A 24,607-nucleotide genomic window follows, 5' to 3' on the forward strand; every position below is an offset into this window, starting at 1 on the left:
GTCTTTCCTGGAAATCCTTGGGCGAGAGGTAGTAGGAATCGAGGGCTAAGCCATCCCAAAGGAAGATCGACATGTTCAGTCGGCGATCTTTGGCATTCGCTTTTGCTTGCACAGCCCTGCCCGGTACAGCCAGCCAGTCCCAGACACTTGACCAGCGTGATGTGAGCATCTGCACCCTCCTTGCCTTCCAGGTGTCTGAGGCGGTGGCTCAGCGCCATCTACCTGCGGGCTGGCAGGTCAGTCCGCTACAATCGCTTCGATCACGGAGGGCGAACCTCATCGTCGCCTTCTCTGACCAAATGGCTCCGCAAGATGCCGATGGGAATAGGACGGCAGAGACTCCGAATCATGCCGTGGTGCTCGTCGTCCCCGCGCGCAATGCGGCGGAGGCGGAGGGATGGATGATCATTCACGGCTTCTCGGCACGACCCCAAGGCGTGCCCGGCGCCTACGGCCACTTCGTTTTCGCCGACAGCAACATGGAGCGCATCATCCGCTCTCGCGGCGGCGTGCGGGAGAACCAGGAGGACTGGTCCTTCGCCACCCCTGATGGAGAGCGCCTACACTTGCGCCTTCGCTACCCTCCCTCGCCGCCGACGTGGGGCAGGATCGAAGCACTGACCTTCTGGCCCGTGTTTGTCGGTGGTCACTACCGCTTTGACATGTCCTACCAGGGCCTAGTTTTGTTGCGCAGCATGCCCATCGCGCTGGATCGCATCAGCGACGTAAGCTTCAGCGCTACCGGGCCCCAAATGAGCGTTTTGTTCGACGGTTCTGAGCGGCTGGTCAGTGTGCTCTCCATGCCTTGGCAGGTACGGCAAGGCAAAGTTCTCGAAGAGCCGACCGTTTTTGAGGCCGTGCGCAGCCGCCAAAGTCCCTGATACCGTGGAGGGAAACGATGCACGCAATGGTCTGTGCCACAGTGATCGCCACCAGAGCGCTGATGTGCAGCGACCCCATGCAGGAGAGTGAGGCAATCGAGGTGCATGCCTCGCGGCTGCGCCAGCACGAAGCTCAGCAGAGCGGGCCAGCAACAACTCCGCCCGTGCTGGTGCGTGAGGGCAGCACACAGTGGGTGGCGATCATGGACGAAGCTCGGCAAGCGGAGTGGTTCGGGTTGCCGCCATCGCCGCAGTAGTTAGCCACTGAGCTTCGAGCGGCATAGCAGGGTTCACCCAGCGCCAGAGGACCGCCACCCAACGACATGTCGTTCCGGCTTCATGTTTTGATCAGGGTCACTTCAGTACGGTTCGTGTAGTTCGAGCAGCGAAGCGCGCTTTGAGATTGAGGCCGTTACCGCGCTTAGTCTGGGCTCGCTGTCGCGTGGCGCGTGTCGCAGGAACACGCCTGACACCGGCATCTAACTTTCCTCGCCATGACCGCAGTTCCTATCGCGAAACCGGTCAAATCTTCAGGCATGCCGACGCTGAGGCATGTCAGCAGGCTACCCAACCTCCTACTCTCGAACGCCCAAATAGACATAGCCCTGACAGCCCAAATCTTCAGGAGTCTCGGCATCGCGGCAGTTCGGGCAGACGCGCCAGATTTGCAGGCGTGCATCCCAGTACCGCAACTCGATGAACCAGTCTTGCGACAGCACGGTGTGCCAGCCGGAGTGCATCGCCTCACGCGGCAGGAGGGGCGAGGGTGAAGCTAAACAGACCTCCTCCTGCCGGGGTTCGGCGGTGGGCTCAGCCATCTGCCATTACCTTTACGGCAGGGCGAGGATCACTGCCTTGCCCGCGCCCACCAGCCGCGTCTTCACCCCCGGAATATGCACCCCCATCGTCTCTTCATGCACGGCCATGGCGTGTTCACGGCTGTCGCACAGCCAGAGCGAGGCCGCTTTAGTGGGATCATCGGTGGAGCGCATGATGTAGGCCCCCTTGAGGCCCGGCAGCGACTTCGCCGCGTTCAGGATTTTCTCTCCTATGGGCTGTGGACTAGAAGCTGGTGCGCCCTCGGCCTTCCTGACCATGCAGTAGAGGTCGTCCTGGCCGCCACTCTTTAGGGCCAGATGCGCCCCCACCTCGCCGAGGAAGTTCTCCGGCGGGGGGAACTCGCTCATGTTCTCCTGCCTCCAAGCGGCGGCCCTTTCCGCCAATTCCCGCGCGGCCGAGGCATCGCTGTACATCGTGCAGGCCCAGACATCTCCCTGCTCTGATTGGAAGCCGACGAAGCCCTTCCAGCCCGGATGCTTCTGCAAGATGGGGAGGAGAGATTCTTTGGTCTTTCGGGCGCCCTCCTCCGCAAGATGAGCAGCCCTAGGAAAGCGTCGCATGATGATATGCATTGCTTAATCCTCCCGCCCCGACTTTGGCTGGAAGAGGCTGCTCCTGCTCCGAGTACATGGTCAATGTCAATATTCAACACAGCAAGTAAATGCGTCTTTGCGTATTCAAGGTTTAGCTTCCGTGATTCGCCGTTCGGCCACGTCAACTGAAGATGCCCGGGCGTGAGGTCCGATCCCGATTTGTATGTCTGGGGGCGGGTGACGCCACTCGCGCTACCCAGTATGGGCCTTCAGGCCGTGATCCGTCCGAACGCGCCAGCACATTCTCGACCGGCGACGCCAGTATCGTCGGAGGTGGGTCGCCGCCTGTTGCCGAACCCAGCATGATTCGTGCCTGATGGTCTGGCACCGCTGGGTCGTGAATTCGGATCAGAATAAGCCCGTTCTTCGTATCGACTCGGGCGCGTCTCGGGCACCGCACGTCTAGGTCAGTGGGGCGGCGTTCGCCGAAACCGTCGCGAGGAGCAAGGGGAAATGGAAGGTCCAGCCGCCGCATTCCATCCCTTGCGCGGTCTCCGCCTCGCGGTCGTTGGGCGACCGGCGCCAAATCTTTAACCGAGCGTCCCAGAACCAGTGTTCCGGAGCGGGATGGTCGCAGATGTCCCGTTGAGATGTCTCGGTGGAAACTGGGGGCGGTTGCAAGCCGCACATCCGCGAGGCCGTCATGGATGTTGGAGTTAAGGCTCATGCGCGTGGCGTGTAGTTCGGAGGGCCAACAACTTCGGCGGCGAGGGATTAGGCGGTGCGCAACGCGACGGCGCGCGGGCTTGTTGTACGTGCTGCGGCGCGGGTCGGCGGCGCGGGTGTCGCAAGTGCGGCCTGGAAGCGGGATGGAACGGAACAGACGTTCGTCTGAGATCGGCTCCGAACTCCACCTGAGGCGGCGTAACCCTTAACCTAAATCGGAATATTGGGTCGAAGGATGCAGTCGCGGCTCAAGGCCGTCACAGCTTCCTCGTTTCCTTCCGTGATAACCGTTACCTCTCGCCGATCGCCCAGATGAAACCGAATGCTTCGAGCGCGTGAAACTGAATGCAAAAAATGAACGATGTCTCTTTGCAGAACCCGTCCATCCACCGTCTCGCCAAGAGGACCACTGACGGATGGCCGTCCATTCACTTCGCGTGCCTGCGTGATTTTGAGCCAGAAGCTCCCGCCTGACGCAGCAAAGACCGTTAAGTCGCGGCCGATTAGCCGTTCAGGTGATACTGGCGGATTAACCAGTGTCACTATGAGAGTATCGCGCTGACTCAGACTTATCACAATGCTTGGCTGGTCCTGCGGTGCCTTGATGTACATCCGACAGGCGTTCGCAGTGTCGGTTGGGCGCGACGCTGCAATGTCCCGCTCAATTACCCAATTTCCGATTTGGCGCGGCCACTGGTCAGCGGTGGTTGATGTCCAGGAAAAGGCCGCCAGGAGAATAAGTTGGATTCGCAAATCAGTCTGTCCTTCTACTTGACGCGCTTCGGAGTTTTAAATCGCATCTGAACTTGTTACGGCGGCATCCGCAAGCGAAGTAAAATTTCTATGGAAGCGCCCCAGCGCCGACAAGCACGGCGACCGCAATGATGAAATTTTTGGCGCAGGAAAAAGGATTCGGGTAGTAGGTTGAGGTTGTAGACGGCGTGGCGCAATCTCCGAACCTCGCTCCCCGGAGGCCCCTAAAATTGGAAGCACGCTGGTTGGCACTGGCCGTCCTGACCGCCGCCCGCACCAGCATGGGCTTTCAGTTCCAGTCGCTTCCGTCGGTGGCTCCGCCCCTCATCGCCGACCTCGGCATCACCTACGCCGAGGTCGGCTTCCTGATTGGGCTCTACTTCCTGCCCGGAGTGGTCCTCGCCCTTCCGGGCGGGCTGCTCGGTCGCCGGTTCGGTGACAAGCGTGTCGTTGTGGCGGGGCTGGCGCTTATGGTCGCCGGAGGCGTCGTAGCAGGTTTCGCTGACAGCTACCCCGCTTTGGCCACAGGCCGCGTCATGTCAGGAGTTGGGGCCGTCCTGCTGAACGTGCTCATGGCAAAGATGATCACCGACTGGTTCGCAGGTCGGGAGATCGTGCTGGCGATGGCGGTGTTCGTGAACTCCTTCCCGATAGGGATCGGCCTCGCCCTCCTGACCCTCGGCGGTATGGCCGAAAGCCTGGGATGGGGGGCGGCCCTTCATGTCACAGCCATCTTCGCGGGGGCGGCTTTGCTGCTGGTGGCTCTCGCCTACCACCTGCACCCAAATGACGGCCGTGCCGCTGCCACCGCGTTGCCCAGCGGCGGGCGCATCTCGCGGTGGGAAGCGGCGCTTGCTTGCCTCGCCGGGGCGATCTGGGGCGTCTTCAACGGCTCCCTCGCTGTCACTTTCGCCTTCGTCCCCATCCTGCTGATCGAGGCGGAGTACACGGTCGGCAGCGCTGGCTCCCTGGTGGCGACCATGACGTGGCTCAGTGTCGCTTCGGTGCAGGCGGGCGGTCTCATCGCCCAGCGCTTCGGGCGGCGGACCCTTTTGCTGCTCTCCGGCACCATCGCCTGGGGGATCGGCTTGCTCATCCTGCCACTGGCGCCGCCCGTACCCGTGCTTCTCCTCATCGGCCTGATGATGGGGCTCCCGGTCGGCGTCGTGATGTCGCTGCCCTCCGAGGTGCTGCGTCCGGAAAGCCGGGCGACCGGCATGGGCCTGTTCTACACCGCGCTCTACGTCGGGCATTTCGGTCTTCCGCCGATCGCGGGTTGGCTGCTGGACCTGTCCGGTAGCCCGGCCATGTCGCTCGCCTTCGGAGGTGTTCTGGTGCTCGCCATTATCCCGATGTTCGCGGCCTTTCGGACCTTCCAAAAGCGCCCCGGACAGGTGTGACGCTGCTCGCTTAAGGCAGACGATGGGCTCGGCCTGCTCAGCAAGTTGAAGCAGGGCCGCAGCCGCAGATCAGGCGCGCTTCACGCCACGGACAGCTCCGCCCGCCAGAGGTGAAAGGTACGGTCCGACCCTGATCTAGACCTTGCTGGCGGCGCTTGCTGCCGGGTCCAGGCGACCATGGCGGTGCCACATCACCGCGTGTTCCAGCCGGTCGTCGCCCCAAAAGAGTTCCTGCCCGACAGCGAAGGTGGGCGAGCCAAAGACGCCGAGTGTTCTGGCCTCGTCAGTTGCCTCTTCATAGAGCCTTCCAATCTCGTCTCCGGTCGCAAGAGGAAGAACGCGCGCCGGGTCCTGCCCCACCTCCCGCAGGCTCGCGGAAAGGTTTGGCTCACTCCCAGGTTCCTGGCCGTCCACGAACCACCTCCTGTAGGTCGCCCGCACGTAAGCGGCGCACCAATCCTCCTGGGCGCGCAGGACCGCCACGCGATTTGCGAGGTCGAACTCTTGGAGCGGGTGAGGCACCGGCACAATGGCTGTGAGGCCGTACATTTCAGCCCGCCGCGCGATGTCGCGCCACATATATGCGTACTTCTTCGGCTTGCCTTGAAGATGGCGATTGTCCATCTCACGCATGATTTGCCGGACGCTGAAGGGGCGCCAGCGAAACGCAATCCCGCTGTCGCGCTCTATGTCCGGCAGGCGCATGACGCTGAGATAGGTGTAGGTGCTGCCAACAGCGAACCAGAAGTCGATCCCGCGCGTACTGCTCATCTCCGGCTCCCATTCCAGTCCTGCGCCCGCAGCGGAGGTCCAGGTGTCGGTCCATTACAGGGCTTCATGCCGTAGCCCACCCATCAGCACCCAGATGCCGCCGATGGTGAGTACGGCGCCGAGGGCCTTGGCGATCCATCTGCCCTTCGGCATGAGCTTCTCTGCCAGGATCGCAGGCGTCAGCGCTGCAACCCAGAGCAGGTTCATCACGCCGCCGACGAACAGCAGCGCCATCAGCGCCCAGCAGCATTCGACGCAGAATGCCCCATGCTCCACGCCCATCCGGAAGGCGCCGCCAAACCCGGCTCGCCAATGCTTCAGGACGAACTCGGCAGGGGAACGGCAGAGGGTGACATGGCAGCGTCACGAGCCGCACGCCCTCGACAAAGCCTTACATTAATCTCACCAAGTATTATTTTTTCAACGCCATCATGAGAAAGATCAACTCATGAACCGGAGGTTGCCGTGGACCCGAAACTCAGGCTGATGCTGGTCGCCTCCAACGACCTGAACTGCTCTGCCCTCGCCTTTGCCCCGAAGCGCCGCCGCTTCTCCGCCGAGTTCGACCGGCGCGGCCTGTTCCTAACCTTCGGCCGCTTCGATCTCTATCTCTGCACCGAGCCCGATGCTGCGTGGTCTTTCCTGCGAGATCGTCACGGTCTCGATCTGCAATTCTGGCGCCTCCACCTGATCATCGACAAGGCTCGCCAGGAGCAGGATGCCACCCATGGGCACGGCTGGCGCTCACCGACGATCTGACGGCGGATCACAGAGGTCCTGGCCCGCTCCCGCGAGTAGCATCCTCCACTCGGCATGCCGGGTTTGCCCCTCTCCTCACGGGCGCGTGCTCATCCAATTGATCTCGGTCAAGTCCGAGATGCAGCGGGCCGGATATAGGCGGCCTCGGCGCTACCGGCGTCGTCGAAACAGGTATCGAGCGGCACCGCGTGGTGGCTGGATTCATGGCGGCATTCGATGTTCCGGACGGGCACTCGCTGAAGCTGGTCCGAGTCCTGCTCCGCGCCCGTCGCGGCCCGGTCCGCGAGTGGGAGCATGAGCAGTACGACCAGCATGGCCGTCTGGTCGCCGTCTATGAAAGCTGGCCGAGCGGATGCGCTTCACCTGCTGGACGACAAGGCGGCGCCCATGGGAGAGGCGGATTTGTGAAGTACGCGCCGGATGGCTGGATACTCGGCCGGTCCGACACCGCGCCATTGCCATCTCAACAACGCGCTGAAGGTCCTTGGCGGCGGCTCGACCGAGCAGCTTGACCGTCGAGACACTTCGCGCCAGCGGGACGCGCCTCTGTGCACCTACACCGGCGCGTCGTAGGTGCCCGGCGCGCTGACTGGAAACCGTATCGTCGAAATGGTGCCGGACGGCTCGGCGCATGAAGTCTCGATGCTGCCACCAAGTTGCGCAGCAAGAGCCCGCACTAAGCGCCGCCCCATGCCGCCCTGCTTCGCAGGTCTTTGGCTGTCGTCAGTGGGTTTCTGCGGCATGCCAACGCCGTCGTCAGCCACGACCAGCAGATAATCCGGGCCACTGCTATGGAGGGTGACACGTATCGCCCCCTCCCGATCATCCGGAAAGGCATGCTTAAGGGCGTTGGTGACGAGTTCGTTGGCGATCAGGCCAACGGCGCCAGCGCGGTTGACGGACAGCATGTGCTGCTCCGCCTCGATGAACAGTCCCACGGGACGAAGATAGGCGGTGCTGGCACGCAGATCGGCAATCAGGTCTTCGAGAAACACGCGCACATCCACCAGCACGTGGCCGTCGCGGCGGGCCAGACGGTCATGAACGTGCGCCACCACCCGCACCCGCTCCGCCGCAGCACGCAGGGCCTCGCCGACTTCGGGAGCGGCGCTGGCAGCCTGCATCATCAGGGTGGCGGTAATTCGCTGAAGGTCATTCTTCGTCCGGTGCCCAAACTCGACCAGCAGGAGGTCGAGGTCGTGCCAAGCCGCTTTGGCGCGGGCGAGGGCGGCCTTGTCGTCACGCTGCGCCCGATCGGCACGGACATTGGCCCTTTGCAGCGCCTCGGCCATGGACGCGATGAAGCACCCGGTGAGCACGAACAGGGTCGCGCCGATGGTATCGGCTGGGGTGGGCAGGGCGAACTGAAACTGTGGCTCGATGAAAAAGTAGATAGAGAGCGCGGTGCTGATCGCCACGGCGATCAAGCCGCTCCCCCTGCCGAGGAACACGGAGGCCAGGATGATTGGCGGAAAGAACGACAGGAAGGGCATGGCTGGCGCTGGTCCGAACGTCGCGTAGTGCAGCGCCAAGGCAATCAGCACGAGGACGGCCCCTCCGCTCCACCGCAACGGAGTCGGCAGAGCCCTTAGCCACTGCACCGGTTTGTAGAAACGGCCGACAGGCGCCGCCGTCGGTCTTGCTGTGGCTTCCGTCTCGCGTTGTGAGGGTATGGCTGCCTGCAAATCTGACCGTGCCGTGGCCGACGCTCCCGCTTCGCGCGGCACCCGATTGCGGCGGGCTCGCAGCCACCAACAGCCAGATCGACCATGGATCAACACGGCGTTCTTGGGACCTTGAGTTGGCACACTTCCGCTTTCAACAATGCGTGGGAATTTGAATAAAGTATAGCTTGGGAAATTGCCTTTTATAGCCTGACTCTGACACAATCCTCGACCTGAGGTGTTTCGACTTACGCGGAGTAGCCGCTGTGTCTCCTTGCGTCCTGGTTGCCGAAGACGAAGCGCTCATCGCGCTGACGCTAAGCGACATGTTGGAGGACGATGGCCATGAGGTGCATCTCGCCTCCGACGGCACCACAGCACTAGAAGCGGCTTACCGCCTGGGTCAGGCGCTCGATGTGCTTGTCACCGATCTGAACATGCCAGGGCTGACCGGCGAGGACCTGATCCGCGCGCTGACCATCAACCGGCCGCTACTCCCCGTTGTTGTGCTGACGGGTTCGTCGCCTCGGGGTGGCTTGGAACAGTTGCGGCGAGACTGCGGTGGCCATGGGCCGCTCACCCTGCTGCACAAGCCAGCCAGCAGCCGTGACGTTCTCGCAGCCGTGCGCCGTGCAACAGCGGAGGCTGAGACCTTCCGGTTTAGTTAAAGCGGCGCCACCGAGGCCGAGCGTGAACAGAGCAAAGGGCCTTGGCATTGATGGGTCGGTACCGCCTCCGCCGCGCGTACGGCGTGCTCAAGGATCGCGACCTCACGAATGGGTCGCAGCCAATGCCCTTGAAGGCGTGGGGGCCGCCACGGACCCCTGCCTGAGTGCGCTGCGCCTCAGTTGACCCCAGCAGCCCCACCCCACGCCGTTCCGCCACCGTTCGACGATTGCTGTTCGGCGTCGTCGCGTTCGAGTTCAACGCCGCCGTCGAGATGCTGGGGGATGTCAATCCGGCACCTCAATCCGGATTGGGCGAAGTCAAGTGCAACCGTCCCGCCAATCTGGGACGCCAGCCCACGTTGCAGCAGCCTCGTGCCGAAGCCCTGGTGCGCCGGTGGCCCGTCCAGCGCAGGACCACCCTGCTCCTCCCACACCACCTCCCAGCCCGGCGCGCCATCGTCCCGCTGCGCTGCCGCCCAGGACAGCCGCACCCGTCCCTCGGAGGTCGAGAGGGCGCCATGCTTTGCCGCATTCGTCGCAAGCTCATGGAAGGCCATGCCAAGCGCCATTGCCGCGCCTGAAGGAAGGCGCGCCTCCGGCCCTTGGATCGCGATGCGCTTCAAACCGACCCCACCCCCGTACGGTGCCAGAGCCTCGCGCGCGACGGCCTCTATCGAAGTCTCCGCCCCGCCATCGCGTTGCAGCGCCTCATGAGCGCGGGCCAGGGCAGCAAGGCGGTCGCGGAACACCGCGTCGAATGCGTCAGGCGAAGAAACTGTCCGGCGGGTCTGCTCGGCGATGGCCACGACCAGGGCGAGGGTGTTCTTGATGCGGTGGGTCAGTTCCGCGACAAGAAGCCGCTGTCTCTCCTCACCCAGCTTCCTTTCATGAATGTCACGGAAGGCGACCGACAGACCGCCGGTCTCCGACGGATAGATGTCCACCTCGACCCAGCGGCCGATGACGCCGGAGACGGCCTGAAGACGCACAGGGCGGCGTGTGCGCATCGCCTGCTCCAAGGCGGCAAAGGGCGCGCTTCCTGCCGCCTCGGGTAGGGCGTCGAGCACGCGGCGGCCCAGCACGTCCTCAGCCTGCCTGCCCCAAATGGCGAGCGCGCTGCGGCTGACGTAGAGAAAGCGCCAATCGGCATCGAGCGAGTAGAAGGGCTCGCCGATGCCTTCCAGCACCTCCCGCAGGCGTGCCTCGCCCTCGCGGAGTGCCGCATTGGCCTCGTCCCGCTGGCGCAACACGCGGCGCTCCGCTGCCGCCAGCCAGACAAACATAAAGCCGCTGATCGCGAATGCCAGCGCGGCACTCAAGTCATGAGGGTCGTCGATCCTCAGGCTGCCGACCGGCGCGACGAAGAACCAGACGGCGAGAGCGGTGCTGGCGGCGGTGGCGATGAAGCCGACCAAGTGGCCGAACAGCACCGCCGCGAGCATCACGGGCACGAAGAAGGTCAGGTAGGGGTAGCCGGGCTCGGTGCCTATGAGTGCGAAGCGTGTCCCCAGGCCAGCCAGCAGGAGCAACGCCAGCGCGCCCAGCCGTCCCCATAGGGGCCATCCGAGCGTCAAAACCGTGAGGGCGTGAAAGCGATCCATCGCTGCCCATTCTGCCACGCCACTCAGCGTCCGTCTTGCTGAAGCAAAGATTATCGCAAAGCGGAAGAAATCGTTGTTAAAAGTAAATCGGCGGCGGCCCCTGCACTTGCGGGACGGCCTCAGGCTTCGGATGTAGGAGCGGCTTGGTGGATACGCGGAAGACGCAGCGTGCAGCGCAGACCTTCCGGCTCGAATTGCAGGGCGGCCGCCATACCCGCTTCCGCTTTCAGGCCACGCCCCAGCAACCGTAGGCCGAAGCCGGTGCGCAGTGGAGGACCGCTGAGAACTGGGCCTCCACTCTCCACCCACTCCACAATTGGCGCCACAGCATCGGGACCGACCGCACGACAGGTGATCACGACACGACCCTCCGGTACGGAGAGCGCTCCATGCTTGAGCGCGTTGGTCGCCAATTCATGAACGGCCATGGTGAGCGCCAGCGCCTCCGTGGGTGGCAGCACGATGCTCGCGGCGCAGTCAGACAGGTCCACCCTGGCGTCGCCCAGCGCAAGCGGGTCCAGGGCTGCGCGGACCACTGCGCCGAGCGCGGCACCTTCCCAATGCACACGCGTGAGCAGGTCGTGCGCACTGGCGAGCGCAAACAGACGTTCCTGGAAGGCGGCTGAGAAGCTGTGGAGGTCAGTTGCGCTGCGTGTCGTCTGGGCGGCAATGGACTGGACCACCGCGAGGGTATTTTTGACCCGATGGTTCAACTCGTTGACCAGCACCACCCGTCGCTCCTCAGCACGCTTTCGTTCCGTCACGTCGGAGACCACGCCCAGCAGTCGTGCTGTCTGGCCTTCGGCATCGCGCATGGGCTGTCCGCGAGCTTCAATCCAACGAACCTCATTGGTGTCGGCGCGGCGAATGCGACACTCGAACTGCCAAGCGGTGCCTTCATCAACCGCTCTGCGAAAGGAGTCCTCCACGTGCTCCCGGTCCTCCGGCAAAAGGTGCTGTGAGACGAAGCGGTGGTATCCCCACTGCGGGGGCGGCGTGGTGTAGCCGAAGATGGCGTCGTGACGTTCTGAGCGCAGCGCGGTATCGGTTAGCACGTCCAACTCCCAGGTGCCGAGCCGACCACCTTCCAGTGCGAGCCGGAGGCGGGTTTCCTCCGCCAGGAGCGCCTCGTTGGCCGCCCTCAGGTCCTCCTCCGCCCGCACCCTGGCTCCCGCCGACCAAGCACGATCAACGGCCGAGCGAGCAAAAGCAACTTCGTCCGGCGACCAGCGGCGGGGCACTGCGTCGTGGACGTAGAAGATCGCTATGATCTTGCCCGCCTCAACGATCGGGATGTTCAAGAAGGCTCGGACATTCCTGGAAATGTAGATATCGGCACCATCGGCGGTGCGTTGGTCCTGTGCCACGTCGTCGTTGGTGACAACATCGCCTCGTGCAAGCTGGTCACCGAAGTCATTCCAGAACTGGACGAGCGGCCAGTTGTCAGCACCCAAGGGCGCTGATACGGCCGTCCACTCGTGCTGGACCTTGAGGTTCTCCTGATCCGCGTCTCTGCGGCCGTAGCCCGCGACTGTAGCGCCGAGCCCACGTGCGATGATCTCAACCGCTATGCTGGTGATCTCCATTGGATCGCACCGCCTCCGAGCCTGTTCACCAAGTTCCACGAAGGCGTCCTGACGTGCCTGAGCAGCTTTTCGCTCAGTCACGTTCATGAACAGGGTCGCGAAGCGCCCTGGTTCTGTCCGGTAGGCCAATACCTCGTACCAGCGATTGCCAAGACGGTGCTCAACGTGCGCAGGTTCGCCGGTTTCGACGACGCGCCGGTAGGTGGCGGCCCAAAAATCCTCGATCCCTGGGAATATCTCGCGTGCCGTGCGGCCCACCGTTGCCATCGCTGGGATGCCGGTCAGCCGCTCCCATGCGTCGTTCACTTCGAGGTAGCGAAAGTCGCTCAACACCTCCTCGCTTCCGACCATCTCGCAGAGAGCAAAGCCCTCATGCATGTGCTCGAATACGCCGCGCCAACGCGCCTCGCTTGCGCGAAGCGCGCGCTCGGCTCGCTGCTGCTCCACCAGCGTCTTCTCCTGGCCCGCGTTGGCCGAGCCGAGGGCAGCATTGGCCGCCTCCAACCTATCTGTCGTGACCTCCAATTCAGCCAGCGTGCCATGCAGGGCTTCTGCCGCAGCCTCAGCCGCCGTTGTCGTCGCCGAAGTCACCGCAGCCTGCTCGGCATCTGCGATACGCTGCGCCAGAAGGGCACGCTCCACGGCCAGGGCGGATCGGAGAGCCTGGGCTTCTGCCAGCGCTGCATCGCGATCGTGAGCTAAGGCGACAACCTCGTCGCGCGCTTCCCGCAGTGCCGAGACGGCTTGCTCAAGCTCGCCAGCGACCCAACCCGCACCTTTGCATGATGAAGGAGGTTGGTCATGATCTGAATGCATACCAACCCGCCGTCGAAGTGACTATGCTTAGCTAACGCGCGGAGAACGATAATCGTCAGCCATTGCTGCTTCAGCAAAAGACAAGCTTCTGGCACAGGCCACGCGACTAGACACGCTGCTCCGCCAACCAATCGCACTGCGCTTGACTTCAGGTCAGCCCCTCTCCGGTCGTCTGCGTCTCAGGTCTGAAGTAGCTGGAAGGCATCCGGCTCCGAGACGCACCGTATAGAACCCGCTTCGATTCATATCAGCCAATCGATGAGCCGGGCGCCACCTGACGCGCCCAACCCGCCGACGATCCGCACGCTCATATCGAGAGCGGTATGAGCAGCATGCTTGGCCCGCGAAACAACAACCCTGGCGTCTGAGCGTCCCGATGGGATCGAGTTACTAGCTCCGCGCACCCCAGGTTCGGCGGAACATGGCCGCCTCCGCCTGATCGGCGAAAGCGAAACGGCGCCCAGTGTCGCGACCGAGGGCGGCGTCCCAGATTGGCGCCACGGTGAATCCGCTATGGCAGTTCTTCCGGCACCAGAGCCGCCGTCCCTGGAACTCTTGGGCGAACTGCTGATGGAGGTCGTGCACGGTCAAGCCATGGCAATCGACGACGTGACGCATGGTGTCCTGCTGGTCAGCAGTAGCACTGTCGATCTCAGGCCAGATGCGCTCTGCGTACACCGCCCTCACGCTATCCATGAGCTTGCGCATCTGGGTCTTCTCCGCGCGCTGATCTGAACCGGCGATCTCGGCGTACCTCATCCCCTTTTCGTCGAAACGCATTCGCACGCCTCCACGCCAAGGAGCCTTTCGCCCACACTGGCTTGAAGATCAGTCTGGCCGACCTCGCCAAGCCTGCGGTGCAGATGTAGTAGTGCCGTCGGGCTGCACCGGTCGAACCCGGTATCGGCAGCATAGTTGGCAGCCATACCCAGCAGTTCACGCGAGAACTGGCGCTGCGATCGCACCAACCCTCGCCCTCGTGTTGCCTCGTATATTTCGCGTGTTGTCATCCCGGCCTCCTCTGCCATTGGTTCATCCCTATTTATCCAAGTGATCGTTTTGGCGAACATTTGCGGATGCCGCGTCATGTGCACGGGGATGATCCGGGCATGCTCCTCAACGAAGTTCCAGCCAGCCCTTGCCAACCCCTTTTGCGGAAATTGCCTTCTTGAATTTGCCACCAGACCAGCAGCAGGCCGCCTGCGCGTGCGGCATCACCTTCGTTCCAGCAACCATCATCCAGGTGCAGAGGCTCACGATGCAGCGGCGCGTCTTCCGCATCGGCGAACAGCCCTTCCTGGCTACGCGCAGCGCTGGCTTCTACGAGACCTATGGAACGCTGCTGCTTCTCGTCGATGAGTACGAGCGGGACCGCCAGCGGCGCCCTGACGATGTTTTAGTGCCCAGCGGCGAGGCTGCACCGATGACCCCGAGCGACATTGCGCTGCAAGGGCCTGCGACGCTGAAGGCTGGTCCTGCCTCTACTGCCTCTGATCAGCAGCAGCAGGTCACCAAAGCCACACCCAAACGGCTGCGGCCTGCTCGCGCCGGTGCCAAGCCCACGCCTGACGCCAGCAGTACCGCAGTTGCCAATGAGGCACCTGGACAGGGTGACGTTGTGGGTGCGGAGGAACTGCCTCCACCCTCCCAAATCGCGGGCGTGATGATCCCCGACCTTGTAGACGAGGAGCCATTGCGCACCGTTCGGCGCCCACGCATCAGGCAGCCACAGCCACCGCGATGGACGACGGCGGGGAAGGCACGCCGAGGCAGGCTCAAGTAGCCGACGCGGCCGTGCAAGCGGCCCGCTTCAGGCCAGGATGCTCAGACGCTTGTTGTCCGCTATGCCGCGATCCCATCTCTGTCGTCGTCATCGATTTCAGCAAGCTCGATACCATCAGAGCGCTTTCGCCGATGAGCTTCCTGTTCAAGCCTTCCCAATGCGGTCTGTGGATCGACGCTGACGATCTTCAGCCCGTGGGCTTTCAGACCGGCCACAAGTGCGATCTCCACATCTTTTGGTGCTGGCGCATTCGCTGGTCCGACGATCTGTTCAAGGTGCCAGACACCCGTCGCAACGCGGCGCAGCGCGGCCAGCAGAGGAGGCTCATCCGCAGTGAGGAAGACGGTGCTGCCATCGAGCAGACTGAGATGGTACTGAGCCGCACGCCATTGCGGTAAAGCAACGCAGTTCTTGAAGGCGGTCGCCACGCGCTGCAACTCGATCGTGTTGGTGACGAGGCGGAAGGGCGGCGGGACGGTGAAGCCAGGATCGGGAGCTTCAATCCGTCCGAGCGCTGTCCGAATCCGCCGAGCGACCGCCGGTAGGCCCGCTCGGGGAGGAAGCGTGAGGTCTTCGTCCCGCAAAGCGCCGTGCGCGCGCAGCAGCGAGACGAGGCTATCGACTCCGGCACAAAGATATCGGTCCTCGCGCAGCCCTGCTTGGAGTGCTGCGACGGCTGGGTCCATATGCGACAGCGCCTCAAAGAATTTGAGGCGCATCTCGTCGATCAATCCCCCGGCGAGCAACGCGTCTGCATGAGGACCAGCGGTGACCGCTGAGAGCCGCAGGTAGAACTCCCTCCTGCGCACACGATCTCCTGCACGGTCCAGGGCTCGGTAAAGCTGCGCGGGGCAGTTTGGCATCGCCGCCTTGAGGAGTTCGCGCGGGTCAGTCTCCTCAATGAGCGCCGATACCTCCCCGTCGGGTAGCGCGGCAGCGGGCGCGAGATGCAGGAAAGCACCAACGGCATGGATGGCAGATCGCGGGGCGAAGATGAGCCGCGCCGCCAGCGCAGGCTGTGCGCGCAGCAGCCCCGCGACGCGCGGCGCAAGATCGTCGAAGACCAAAAGGATCGGCGCGCGCTCGCAGGAGGGAAGGCTGATAGGGTCCATTCGTCCCGGATAGCCGAAAGGCCATTTTTGCCAAGGAAATGGCGGCAGGCCGAACCAAGGACTCTACGGGTCCGTTCCTTCCTCGTTCGACCACGAGGGAGCCACTGCGCAAGCAACTTGTCGTTGAGGCACCGAGCCTGCGGCGGATGCAGATACTCACGGCAAGCAGCACTGCCAGATTCACGCTGACAGCCGCTCTAGATCACATAATGACGCTCATGTTGTTGGTGGCTCGATCCAAATTTAACCAGGGAAAATTGTATCGGTTTGTTGATGATGATCCGGAGGCTCGACACCCGAAGCGTCTTGATGTGAAAAATGGGATTGAGCAAAATCGACGTATTGGATCAAAAAGGAGAGCAACAACCCATCATCTTGTCTTTTGGAAAAGCCGGATTGGATGGTCCGAGGGCGCCAGCCACCGCATAGGAGTGGTGGTCGCCCCTTGACCGGCAGATTCGGACGTTCGGCAGCACGACCCCCCCCCAACATTCCCTCTCACGTGGAGATCACCCACAGTGCGTTCCTTCAACTTCGCCGCCATTGCCCTGGCGGCCTTCGCGTATGTCGCGCCCGCCAGCGCGGGCGTCTACCTCAACGCCGCTGACTGGTACACGCAGGCCGTCGTGCCGAATGTCGTCTCGGGCTCGGCCTCCCTGGCCGTCATGCCCGCGCAGACCGCGACCCACACGGACAACTTCCACGGCACCCGCGACGGCAACTACAAGCCGTTTTTCTCCGATGCGGGCGGCACCGGCGCCGGGCAGATGAACGGTCTCTTCGAGTGCCAGTCGTTCAGCACGCAGTGCTTCGGCGCGCACACGATCACCTACACGCTGCCCTACGAGATCAGCGGCATGGCTGGCGATCTCAGCCTCGGTGTGTGGTATCTCGGGAGCCTTACCGAGGTTCCGTTCTTCCAACTGACGGACAGCGTGGGCGGCCCGTATTCCTATCCGGACAATATTCCGGGAACCTTCAAGGGCTTCTGGGGGACGACGTTCGCGCCCACCGACACCCTGACGCTGACCTGGACGCCGGGGCTGATCAACACCGACGCCGGGGCGAATTTCACCCTCAGCAACCTGATGGTCCTCAAGACCGACACCACGGGCGCGGCGCCGGTTCCCGTCCCGGAGCCCGCCTCCCTGGCGCTGTTCGGCCTCGGCCTCGCCGGGATGGTGGCGGTGCGGCGGCGCCGCAAGGTGGCAGCCGCATAATCCCGCTGAAGGCGCGGGGGTGCGGCGGCCAAGGCACCCTCCGTGCTGGACCAGTGACAATCAATGCACACTGAGGCGGCTCCTGTGACTATTGGGGCCGCCTCTCACCATAATGCGGGTCTGCGGCGGGAGCGAAAGTGCAGCTTCCGCCTGATCACAGCAATTCGGCTGGACTTCAAGGAGTCGTTCAGGCATCTGCAACCGTTATGAAACACAGTGCAGTGCCGGAACGGCGCCGGTCACAACGAACTCTCATGATCAAGAGCGGGATGCTGATCTCAGGCGCCGCGAATCTTCGATGCGCCGTGCTGGACGCGTCGCATTCCGGCGCCCGAGTTCTTCTGCTGGATGGCGCTACCGCTTTCGAGGTCGGCCTCCTTTCCCTAGCTGACGGAACCATCCGAGCCGTCCAACTCTGTTGGCAGCGGGATAGGGAAGTTGGCTTTACCTTCCTCCACTGCGACGAACCGGACGAGGGTTCCTAATCCTCATCTCGCTGGCGCGCGACGGTCGAGCCGCTCGCGTCGCGTGCGAGCGCCACGAGATTCCCCTAAATGATCCGGTATTTATCGGGAGGGGGAGAGAGCCCGGCCGCATGCCAGTCCAACCGGGCTCAGACGATAGGCACCACGGGCTTCGCCGCTATCGTCTTTCACGTGCACGGCAGGCCAAGGGGACACCTTAAGCTGCTCAGCGGCGGTAGCCGCCCTTCTCGCACCAGTACCGGACACTCACGCCCGGCTGCCTTGCGAAGAGATTGGCCGCTGTCTGGCAATTCTCGCGATTGTAGGTGGCGCCGTCGCTGGCATCAAATGCGGCGATGTGAATGCGCAGATGGTCGCCTACAACAGAGCCACGGTAGAGGGTGTAGGCCGTGCTGTCGCCGCAGACAGCAACACCCAGAGCCAGGATTACTCCCGAAATGCAAAATTTCAGAACCACCTATCTATCCCCATTATCCGCAGCGTGTACCACGTAACCTCACCAACGGTAATAATGCTCGGTACTGCAAGGATGATGAAACCCAACCAGAAAAAGAACCGCGCGAAAAACCGCGACCAAGGATATAGTAAATCATAAACGTTCCAGTGTTGCGTCATCATTACGACGACGGAGGAGCCAGCTATGGCTTTGCTGACACTATAAATCTGCCATATGTATTCATATTTTTGTTGCTCAGGAGTTAATTTGTCAGCTTGAAATATTAGGTCGCGCTCAAGATAATCTCGATGCGCATGTTCGGAAAAGAACCTCGTTTCTGAATTCGAGTAGTCAACGGCCGTTTCATACTTGCGAATCCGGTCAGGACAGCGCGCTAGGTAGATCATCGACCCCAAACCTAAGGACAGCGTTCCGTAGTAGATGGCCAGTAGTCGCCACGGGGTATCTGGCTTAAATAACTGAAAGCGTCCGGCAATGTCACCGACTTCAAGCATTTGCTGGTTCAGCAAAATCAAGTAGCCGACCACTGGCATGATAACAGTAGCACGAACGACGAGCGAATTACCTATTTTTCGGAGGTGACTCCATTTGGAGTGGTGGTCGATGCGCCGCATGATCCAACGGATTAACGGGATACTGGAAAGTCTCATGAGTCCGAACCTCACGGCGAAAAACGATCGGGCATCCGCTCCTGGATGTCTTGCTGCTGAGCCTACTCAGCCTGTCAGGAGGGACGCGCGTTACTAGGCGGCCTTCCGCACCCCTGGCAGACCAAGCGTGGATGCAGACCGATGTCGTTGAGCGGCGTGAAGGCGCCTACGGCGCGGAGCAACTGATCCCGCTTCCAGATGCGGGAGATGCGGCACATCGCGCAGAAGAGGACGATGAAGTCTTTGGGTGAGAGATTGCCCACTTTCACCTCAAGATGGGTCCAGCGGGGCTTTTATCGCGGCACTCTCAGCCTCCTTCAAACGTCGAGCGCGCCGCCGCGCAATGTCGAGGAAGTGCACCTTAAATCTTGTGCTTGCAGCCTCTACATCTTTATAGGTTGCAATGGACAGGTGATATCTGTCCAGGTTGGCGGAGTTTCTGGAACGCAGCGGCTCATTTCCCCTTTTCAACCAGACTAAGTTCCCGTTTTTCTTGTCAATGTACTGCTGAATTTCGTCCCAAGGCACCATCCAAAAATCCGAGGTCTCACTGTGGACAAGGGCAATATAATCACAGCTATCTTCAGGGTAGGGAATCTTTTTGTCATTGCTGATTCTCCACATCGAGGCGTGATAAGATGGGACTGAGCCACTTGTCGCGGCCCGAACTTGAACCCGTAATAGCCCCTTGAAAAATTGGTTCTGAGAATCAAGTATAAAGTCATAGCCAAAATTATTGGCGAAATGAGAGGAAAAGACCGAAATATTCAGTCGAAGACAGACCATCGCAAAAAATGCTTCTGCCACATGCCCTGTCTGGGTTGGCTTCGCCCACATCTCTACCATCTCCCCGGTCGTTCCGAATGAATGGCATCATCGCACCCTCTGGGGAATGCCCTCGACGCCACGAATGTTCCGACGGATCGGACCCGCTCCCCATTGGTCGGTGCGTCCAGGACGCACACTCTCGCGAACCATCATGCTGGCATACCGGATCGCCGAAATGGGATCGTCGTTGACGGCTTGGGCATGGTCGTCCTTGCGCGATTAAAAGCGGGTCTCTGCCAGCAACTCATGGCAGTCGTGACCCCTGAAAAATCTAACGCTTTGGCCGAGCCAAAAAGCAGCGACGGATCAAGGAAGGACAATCTCCGTCCTCTTCGCGCCGGTCCCGGCGACAGCACCGCGTTGACGATGGTCCGCACGACAAGGGGGAACAGCGTGTGCGCCTGCCGGAGCATTGGCGCCCAACTGAACTTGCCCTGCACGTTCACCGACTTGAACACGTACCGCGAGTAGCATGCCGATGGTGTCGGTCGGCACGGAGCCTTTTCGACCCATGACCTTGTTGCGTGCCCCATGCCCGGCCGGATCAAGCGCTGCTTCCTTTTCTGGCAGCCTGAGCCCGCTGGCGTGCAAAGATGGCCGTTGTCGGCCGGGCCTTGCAACGCGGCTTCCTGGCCACCCTGACCCTGGCATTGACGGAGGCGATGCGAGATCGCTGGATTTTCTTCCTGATGATTTTGTTGCTGATGGGCCGTTCTACAGTACATTACCGCACGGTCGTGTACGGGTGAGCTTACAGTGAAGCATTGCTGCGGGTACATTCGGGTCTCCACTGCCGACCAAGCTCGCGAGGGCGTGAGCCTCGATTCGCAGCGCGAACGGCTAACCGCCTACTGCGCGATGAGGGGATTGGACCTCGTAGACATCATCGCCGACGAAGGCATCAGCGGCACCATACCGTTGGCTGACCGAACCGGTGGCGCCAAGCTGCTCGAAATGGCGAAGCGTCGCACCGTCACCGAGGTGGTAGCGCTCAAACTGGACAGGCTGTTCAGGAACGCCCACGACGCGCTCGGTCGGATGGCGCACTGGGATAAGGCCAGCGTTGGCCTTCATCTCATCGACATGGGCGGTGCTGCGGTGGACACACGCTCCGCAATGGGGCGAATGATGTTGACGATGATGGCGGGCTTCGCGCAGTTCGAACGCGATCTCATCAGCGAACGGACAGCCGCCAGCTTGCAGTTCAAGAAGCGCCAGCGAGCCGTCTATGGGCCGATCCCGCTCGGTTTCGCACGCGAGGGAGACAACCTCGTCAGGGATGAGCGTGAGGCTTTGCTGGTGGCGCGCATTCGTCTGCTGCGTGACCAGGGAGTTCCGCTGCGCAAGATCGCAAACGCACTAAACGCTGACGGAATCACCGGGAAGGCCGGTGGGCGCTTCTATGCATCCACCGTGCAGGCGATCCTTGGAAACACCATCCACGCATAGACTGCGGCGAGAGCGTCGAAGGGTGCTGATCGCTGATATTCCGCTGGCATGCTCGCGCAATGCCGTAACGGCACGTCCGGTAGTTCGCGCCCTTTCGCCACCTCGGTCCTTCGCCAGTTCGCGACGCCATCGCAAATGAGGTAGACCTGCCGGTCGAAGTACACGAGTGTCGGTTTCGCGGGACGTGCCTCCGGTCCCGAGCAGCGAAGCGAAGGCCGACAAGCCCAGCCGTGTGGAGGACGCCGAAGGCGGCCTTGGCGCGGTGGGCGAAGTTGGCACGCGGCCGTGAGGCGCGCCGCGCCAAGCGGACGCGAGCAAGTGCATCGGTGATCTGGATGCAGGGAGATGCACGGGACTGAGGTGCGATCTGGCGCTAAGGCGTCGAGCAGGTACTCACCGGCCTGTACTTCAGCCGTGTCAGCCGGGCGTTGGGCGGCGCACGCCTGCGGCGCGCACCTCCGCCCGACAGATGCGGGCGACCTCTCGTTCTCCGGTCCTCGACCTCGCTCCGCTCGGTCTGTGGTCCTCGTCCGTTCGCCCACACCTGTCGCGTCTCCGTTCGCGAATGTAGGGTTGTGGTTCCGAATCCCCGCCCTGTATCTTGAGGTCATCAGGCGTTCCGTGTGGTTGAGCGGCGAGCAAAGCGAGCCGCGATGGCCCGCAGGGCCGACCTGATAAATACGGAACCACTCCTTCTATAAGGGGTGAAGCGAACTGATTATCTTGACCCGTAAGGGCGAGACGTGCCGTTACCGCATTTGAGCCGGTACTGAAGGAGCATTTTGCCTAAGCCGACAAACGATGGGTTCGTCACGGACCCGCATGACATCACTATCGAGTACAACGAAGGCCCACCGGGGAGCGGAAAATCCGAATACCTCAAGCGCATCGTCGTCGAAGCACCCCGACGGTACCTCCTCGCTGTTCCAACGAAGAAGCTCCTCGTCGAACATGCCACGGGTGAGGATGGACTGCGCCAGCGTATTTTCGCCGCAGGTCTGCCGCCGTGTGTTGAGGTCATCACCATCTCAACTGCCACGCATGCGCGGAGCGTTCGACGAGCCGTTGCCGAGGCCGCCGACACGTATCGTGCGCGGCAACATGTCGTGGTCATCTGCACCCATGCTGCGATGATGACGACCGATCTTTCCGCGTATTCAGGATGGACACTCCTCGTCGATGAAGTGCCGAGCATCGTCGCATGTGACACGTGGCGCACCGGCGGCTCGCGAGCGCACCTTGAGGCACACTACGTCCTGCATCGGCAGCCGGGGAAAGGCGCATGGAGCCGGGTCGTCGTTCGCTCCAACGCGCCGAGCGCGCAGATGATCTCCCGTGACGATCTCGTCGGTGGGGCGGTAGCATTCCATCGCCGCGCGCTGTCGCGCTCGGGAGTCTATGCCAACCTCCAAGCATGGGAGGAAATGGAGAGCGGCGATGAATGGAGTTGGTGGAGCATCTGGGAGGTGGGGGAGCTTGCTGCATTTGATCGAGTGTTGCTCGTCGGGAACGCTTTCTCTCACTCAATCACTCGGCGCCTCATGGCGGAGCGGCCCGGTGAGGGCTACCGTGCACGGTTCCAACCCTTGGCGCTGCCATGGACGCGGCGCCAACATGCGGCGCGTCGTGTCGTCCTCAGGTACTTCACCGAGAATCCCGGATCGACGACGTTCTGGACCAACCATCCGGAGGGACAGAGTTGTATCGGTGCCGTCTCGCGCTGGATTGCCGACAACACGCCAGCGGCCCAGCACATGTTCGCCTGCAACAATGAGATCGAGGCAGCCGTCACGCAGGCGCGGGTGATGGGCTTGCGCCTCACACCCTGTGTCGCCGGATCAAACGACTACGACGATTTCGAGCATGCCACCATGCTGTTCTCCGCAAAGATTTCCCCGCAGGAGCGGAAGGCGTTGACGATGTTCGGCATCGACGAGGAGGAGGTGCGGCGGTCGCGCGAGTTCGAAGCTGTCTTGCAGTTCCTCTTTCGCTCGGCCATTCGCAGGCCGGAGTTCGACGGCACCGTCTACTGGAATGTCTATGATGGCGAGCAGGCGCGGTTCCTCGCGTCGTTCATCGGGGAGCACCGGCTGGCAGAAGTCGAGTTGCAGTGCGTGGATGTCGGTATCGGTCACATCGTTCGCCCGCAGCGATATGCAAAGGTGTCTGATGATGTCGTGCAGGCACGACATGAGCGACGGCGGCAGTCTAATTCTGAGAGGGTTCGTGCTCACCGCGAGCGGAAGCAGGCCGAGAGGAAGGCAGAGGGCACCTATCGAGGACGCGGACGGCCCAAAAAGACTGATGCCGGAGAAGCGCGACCATGATGGCGGCCGGTGACTGGGAGCTTCAAGATGATGGCTGCCACATCTGCATCCCGATCTGGTACGAGGATGCAGCCGAGGTTCGGCAGTGGTGTGCTGACAACTGCGAAGGCGAGTACCTGATTTCGCTGGGACGGACTGTCGTGTTCCAGTACCGCGAGGACGCCGCATTGGCAGCCTTGTGGTGGCAAAGGGAGGAGCGGTGACACTGCACCACAGCCGAAGGGCCGACGAAAATCTTTGCCAAAGCCAGCAGTTCGCGAAACGTGAGACCGAATGGCACCAAGCCACCTCACCCTCGACGAGGATGCGCTACATCGGCTTGTGCTGGGCGTGATGACGAGATGTCCGCCTGCCGCCCAGCCTGGGTACGAGGTGCTGTGCGCCTCGGCGACCGCCGCCTCGTCGGGGCAGCAGCGGGAGGAGTTCCGGTAGGTCGTCTGCCCGGTGTCGGGATCGGTTGTCGGGAAAGGCCATAGAGAGCGCAGCTAGGTCGCTCCTGCTCAACCGGTGGGTCCTGAGCCTAGTCGTTCAGCAGGACGATTCCACCTGCTCTGCCACTGTCATCAGGATCGCCCGGCACGGCGAAGCTGATCATTTCGTTGCCGCTGCTGTCGACGTATTCCGCCTTCGTCATACGTGACATGACGCGCTGGAAGCGAACGAGGCGAGGATGATCAACAGGTAGGTCCTTAAATTCGTCGAGGATATCTTTGGCTTCCATCTTCAGCACGCCATATCTGCCACCCACCACTACGAACAGCAGCGGTCCTAGAACCAATCCTGCCTTATCCTTCGTGGTGTCCACCCACATGTCGTTTACGACCGATCGCAAAGCGGCGGAGATTTTCAGCCGGGCTACCAGTCGTACGTCGGGATCGTCAGACTGGGCATCCTCGCGCAGGTCGCGGATAAGATCGCCTGCATCGCTCGACGAAGTGGCGCCGCGCAGGGACGAGAGTTCCCGCTGTAGATCGGAGTGGCGCTTCTGATCAGCCTTGATCCCGGCAGTCACGCGTGAAATAGATTGGAGTAATTCTGCATCTTCGTCGAACTTCTCCATCGCGGCGTCCAGGCTGCGGCGCTTCAGCGCGACGGCATCGGAGAGCTTGCCAAGTTCGTCTTCGATCTCGATTATGCGGGGGCTGCGCGGCTGGCGCTTGTCGATAAGCAGCCCAGTTATGCCTCCGAGGACGGCATCCTCAAGTGGTCCGAGCGGCATGAGATCGCGTTCCTCGCACATGGGATCGCCAAAGTCGCTGTCCGGCACCCTGCGATGGGCATTGTCGCAGACAAGATAC

Annotated in this window: 26 protein-coding genes and 1 pseudogene; 13 read left to right on the plus strand and 14 right to left on the minus strand. The window is 62.1% G+C overall.

What is annotated here, in order from left to right; all coding sequences use genetic code 11:
- The first annotated feature begins 353 nt into the window (after positions 1-353).
- Positions 354-881: a hypothetical protein gene (locus tag ACLF3G_RS28225; protein ID WP_430672710.1), complete on the plus strand. Its 528-nt coding sequence runs from the start codon at positions 354-356 to the stop codon at positions 879-881.
- Between the two features lie 17 nt (positions 882-898).
- Positions 899-1,138 (plus strand): hypothetical protein, encoded by a 240-nt coding sequence (locus tag ACLF3G_RS28230; protein ID WP_430672711.1) that lies wholly within the window; start codon positions 899-901, stop codon positions 1,136-1,138.
- Positions 1,139-1,456: 318 nt separating this feature from the next.
- Here the strand turns inward: ACLF3G_RS28230 and ACLF3G_RS28235 are convergent, their stop codons facing one another.
- A complete protein-coding gene (locus tag ACLF3G_RS28235; protein ID WP_430672712.1) occupies positions 1,457-1,699 on the minus strand; it encodes a hypothetical protein in 243 nt (80 codons plus the stop codon).
- 12 nt (positions 1,700-1,711) lie between these two features.
- Complete coding sequence (locus ACLF3G_RS28240; protein WP_430672713.1) at positions 1,712-2,293, minus strand: hypothetical protein; 582 nt, start codon at positions 2,291-2,293, stop codon at positions 1,712-1,714.
- A 1,670-nt stretch (positions 2,294-3,963) separates the two neighbouring features.
- Here ACLF3G_RS28240 and ACLF3G_RS28245 point away from each other — a divergent pair.
- A complete protein-coding gene (locus ACLF3G_RS28245) occupies positions 3,964-5,133 on the plus strand; it encodes a CynX/NimT family MFS transporter (protein ID WP_430672714.1) in 1,170 nt (389 codons plus the stop codon).
- A 135-nt stretch (positions 5,134-5,268) separates the two neighbouring features.
- Here the strand turns inward: ACLF3G_RS28245 and ACLF3G_RS28250 are convergent, their stop codons facing one another.
- Both ACLF3G_RS28250 and ACLF3G_RS28255 read right to left on the minus strand, forming a co-directional pair.
- Positions 5,269-5,904, minus strand: a complete 636-nt coding sequence (locus ACLF3G_RS28250; protein WP_430672715.1) for a 2-hydroxychromene-2-carboxylate isomerase — start codon at positions 5,902-5,904, stop codon at positions 5,269-5,271.
- A 54-nt stretch (positions 5,905-5,958) separates the two neighbouring features.
- Positions 5,959-6,246: pseudogene (locus tag ACLF3G_RS28255) on the minus strand (DUF2182 domain-containing protein); the annotation flags it as partial.
- A 123-nt stretch (positions 6,247-6,369) separates the two neighbouring features.
- Here ACLF3G_RS28255 and ACLF3G_RS28260 point away from each other — a divergent pair.
- On the plus strand, positions 6,370-6,663 hold the full coding sequence (locus ACLF3G_RS28260) for a hypothetical protein (protein WP_430672716.1): 294 nt from the start codon (positions 6,370-6,372) through the stop codon (positions 6,661-6,663).
- 107 nt (positions 6,664-6,770) lie between these two features.
- On the opposite strand, the gene ACLF3G_RS28265 is transcribed toward ACLF3G_RS28260, so the two are convergent.
- Both ACLF3G_RS28265 and ACLF3G_RS28270 read right to left on the minus strand, forming a co-directional pair.
- Positions 6,771-6,977 carry a hypothetical protein gene (locus tag ACLF3G_RS28265; RefSeq protein ID WP_430672717.1) on the minus strand — a complete coding sequence of 69 codons (207 nt, stop codon included), beginning with the start codon at positions 6,975-6,977 and terminating at the stop codon, positions 6,771-6,773.
- Positions 6,978-7,217: 240 nt separating this feature from the next.
- Entirely contained in the window at positions 7,218-8,207 is a 990-nt protein-coding gene (locus ACLF3G_RS28270; protein ID WP_430672718.1) for an ATP-binding protein, read from the minus strand.
- A 386-nt stretch (positions 8,208-8,593) separates the two neighbouring features.
- Here ACLF3G_RS28270 and ACLF3G_RS28275 point away from each other — a divergent pair, with 386 nt between their 5' ends.
- The gene (locus ACLF3G_RS28275; protein ID WP_430672719.1) at positions 8,594-8,995 is read left to right on the plus strand and encodes a response regulator; all 402 of its coding nucleotides are present in this window, start codon (positions 8,594-8,596) and stop codon (positions 8,993-8,995) included.
- Between the two features lie 176 nt (positions 8,996-9,171).
- Here ACLF3G_RS28275 and ACLF3G_RS28280 read toward each other — a convergent pair whose 3' ends face one another.
- The 3 genes from ACLF3G_RS28280 to ACLF3G_RS28290 all read right to left on the minus strand — a co-directional run bounded on the left by ACLF3G_RS28280 (position 9,172) and on the right by ACLF3G_RS28290 (position 13,778).
- Positions 9,172-10,596, minus strand: a complete 1,425-nt coding sequence (locus ACLF3G_RS28280) for a sensor histidine kinase (RefSeq protein ID WP_430672720.1) — start codon at positions 10,594-10,596, stop codon at positions 9,172-9,174.
- 119 nt (positions 10,597-10,715) lie between these two features.
- Positions 10,716-12,824 carry an HWE histidine kinase domain-containing protein gene (locus ACLF3G_RS28285; RefSeq protein ID WP_430672721.1) on the minus strand — a complete coding sequence of 703 codons (2,109 nt, stop codon included), beginning with the start codon at positions 12,822-12,824 and terminating at the stop codon, positions 10,716-10,718.
- A 564-nt stretch (positions 12,825-13,388) separates the two neighbouring features.
- Entirely contained in the window at positions 13,389-13,778 is a 390-nt protein-coding gene (locus ACLF3G_RS28290; RefSeq protein WP_430672722.1) for a hypothetical protein, read from the minus strand.
- Between the two features lie 358 nt (positions 13,779-14,136).
- On the opposite strand from ACLF3G_RS28290, the gene ACLF3G_RS28295 reads away from it, so the two are divergent.
- Entirely contained in the window at positions 14,137-14,781 is a 645-nt protein-coding gene (locus ACLF3G_RS28295; protein WP_430672723.1) for a hypothetical protein, read from the plus strand.
- 59 nt (positions 14,782-14,840) lie between these two features.
- On the opposite strand, the gene ACLF3G_RS28300 is transcribed toward ACLF3G_RS28295, so the two are convergent.
- The gene (locus tag ACLF3G_RS28300) at positions 14,841-15,893 is read right to left on the minus strand and encodes a hypothetical protein (RefSeq protein WP_430672724.1); all 1,053 of its coding nucleotides are present in this window, start codon (positions 15,891-15,893) and stop codon (positions 14,841-14,843) included.
- Positions 15,894-16,411: 518 nt separating this feature from the next.
- Between ACLF3G_RS28300 and ACLF3G_RS28305 the strand changes: the two genes are divergently transcribed.
- A complete protein-coding gene (locus tag ACLF3G_RS28305; RefSeq protein ID WP_430672725.1) occupies positions 16,412-17,113 on the plus strand; it encodes a PEP-CTERM sorting domain-containing protein in 702 nt (233 codons plus the stop codon).
- 206 nt (positions 17,114-17,319) lie between these two features.
- A complete protein-coding gene (locus ACLF3G_RS28310; protein WP_430672735.1) occupies positions 17,320-17,598 on the plus strand; it encodes a PilZ domain-containing protein in 279 nt (92 codons plus the stop codon).
- 205 nt (positions 17,599-17,803) lie between these two features.
- On the opposite strand, the gene ACLF3G_RS28315 is transcribed toward ACLF3G_RS28310, so the two are convergent.
- From ACLF3G_RS28315 to ACLF3G_RS28325, 3 genes are all read right to left on the minus strand, one after another.
- Entirely contained in the window at positions 17,804-18,055 is a 252-nt protein-coding gene (locus ACLF3G_RS28315) for a hypothetical protein (protein WP_430672726.1), read from the minus strand.
- Positions 18,046-18,669, minus strand: a complete 624-nt coding sequence (locus ACLF3G_RS28320; RefSeq protein ID WP_430672727.1) for a hypothetical protein — start codon at positions 18,667-18,669, stop codon at positions 18,046-18,048. The genes ACLF3G_RS28315 and ACLF3G_RS28320 overlap by 10 nt, the downstream gene beginning before the upstream one ends.
- A 306-nt stretch (positions 18,670-18,975) precedes the next feature.
- Complete coding sequence (locus tag ACLF3G_RS28325; protein WP_430672728.1) at positions 18,976-19,551, minus strand: group I intron-associated PD-(D/E)XK endonuclease; 576 nt, start codon at positions 19,549-19,551, stop codon at positions 18,976-18,978.
- Positions 19,552-20,126: 575 nt separating this feature from the next.
- Between ACLF3G_RS28325 and ACLF3G_RS28330 the strand changes: the two genes are divergently transcribed.
- The 5 genes from ACLF3G_RS28330 to ACLF3G_RS28350 all read left to right on the plus strand — a co-directional run bounded on the left by ACLF3G_RS28330 (position 20,127) and on the right by ACLF3G_RS28350 (position 23,741).
- Complete coding sequence (locus tag ACLF3G_RS28330; RefSeq protein ID WP_430672729.1) at positions 20,127-20,282, plus strand: hypothetical protein; 156 nt, start codon at positions 20,127-20,129, stop codon at positions 20,280-20,282.
- A 7-nt stretch (positions 20,283-20,289) separates the two neighbouring features.
- Entirely contained in the window at positions 20,290-20,982 is a 693-nt protein-coding gene (locus tag ACLF3G_RS28335) for a recombinase family protein (RefSeq protein ID WP_430672730.1), read from the plus strand.
- Positions 20,983-21,764: 782 nt separating this feature from the next.
- Positions 21,765-23,309: a hypothetical protein gene (locus tag ACLF3G_RS28340; RefSeq protein ID WP_430672731.1), complete on the plus strand. Its 1,545-nt coding sequence runs from the start codon at positions 21,765-21,767 to the stop codon at positions 23,307-23,309.
- Entirely contained in the window at positions 23,306-23,512 is a 207-nt protein-coding gene (locus ACLF3G_RS28345) for a hypothetical protein (protein WP_430672732.1), read from the plus strand. Before ACLF3G_RS28340 ends, ACLF3G_RS28345 begins: the two co-directional genes overlap by 4 nt.
- Before the next feature lie 70 nt (positions 23,513-23,582).
- Positions 23,583-23,741 carry a hypothetical protein gene (locus ACLF3G_RS28350; RefSeq protein ID WP_430672733.1) on the plus strand — a complete coding sequence of 53 codons (159 nt, stop codon included), beginning with the start codon at positions 23,583-23,585 and terminating at the stop codon, positions 23,739-23,741.
- 88 nt (positions 23,742-23,829) lie between these two features.
- Here ACLF3G_RS28350 and ACLF3G_RS28355 read toward each other — a convergent pair.
- Positions 23,830-24,607: hypothetical protein (locus tag ACLF3G_RS28355; protein ID WP_430672734.1), on the minus strand; the 778-nt coding region annotated here is incomplete at its 5' end.

The organism is Falsiroseomonas sp. HC035, assembly GCF_050563525.1.
Classification (GTDB): domain Bacteria; phylum Pseudomonadota; class Alphaproteobacteria; order Acetobacterales; family Acetobacteraceae; genus Falsiroseomonas.

Bases quoted from the DNA above. Each gene is read 5' to 3' on its own strand.
- ACLF3G_RS28310 (WP_430672735.1), top strand. From the start codon at position 17,320: ATGAAACACAGTGCAGTGCCGGAACGGCGCCGGTCACAACGAACTCTC.
- ACLF3G_RS28345 (WP_430672732.1), top strand. From the start codon at position 23,306: ATGATGGCGGCCGGTGACTGGGAGCTTCAAGATGATGGCTGCCACATC.
- ACLF3G_RS28325 (WP_430672728.1), bottom strand. From the start codon at position 19,551: ATGGTAGAGATGTGGGCGAAGCCAACCCAGACAGGGCATGTGGCAGAA.
- ACLF3G_RS28250 (WP_430672715.1), bottom strand. From the start codon at position 5,904: ATGAGCAGTACGCGCGGGATCGACTTCTGGTTCGCTGTTGGCAGCACC.
- ACLF3G_RS28235 (WP_430672712.1), bottom strand. From the start codon at position 1,699: ATGGCTGAGCCCACCGCCGAACCCCGGCAGGAGGAGGTCTGTTTAGCT.
- ACLF3G_RS28230 (WP_430672711.1), top strand. From the start codon at position 899: ATGCACGCAATGGTCTGTGCCACAGTGATCGCCACCAGAGCGCTGATG.
- ACLF3G_RS28280 (WP_430672720.1), bottom strand. From the start codon at position 10,596: ATGGATCGCTTTCACGCCCTCACGGTTTTGACGCTCGGATGGCCCCTA.
- ACLF3G_RS28265 (WP_430672717.1), bottom strand. From the start codon at position 6,977: ATGCTGGTCGTACTGCTCATGCTCCCACTCGCGGACCGGGCCGCGACG.
- ACLF3G_RS28320 (WP_430672727.1), bottom strand. From the start codon at position 18,669: ATGCGGCGCATCGACCACCACTCCAAATGGAGTCACCTCCGAAAAATA.
- ACLF3G_RS28300 (WP_430672724.1), bottom strand. From the start codon at position 15,893: ATGGACCCTATCAGCCTTCCCTCCTGCGAGCGCGCGCCGATCCTTTTG.
- ACLF3G_RS28330 (WP_430672729.1), top strand. From the start codon at position 20,127: ATGGCCGTTGTCGGCCGGGCCTTGCAACGCGGCTTCCTGGCCACCCTG.
- ACLF3G_RS28350 (WP_430672733.1), top strand. From the start codon at position 23,583: ATGGCACCAAGCCACCTCACCCTCGACGAGGATGCGCTACATCGGCTT.
- ACLF3G_RS28240 (WP_430672713.1), bottom strand. From the start codon at position 2,293: ATGCATATCATCATGCGACGCTTTCCTAGGGCTGCTCATCTTGCGGAG.
- ACLF3G_RS28290 (WP_430672722.1), bottom strand. From the start codon at position 13,778: ATGCGTTTCGACGAAAAGGGGATGAGGTACGCCGAGATCGCCGGTTCA.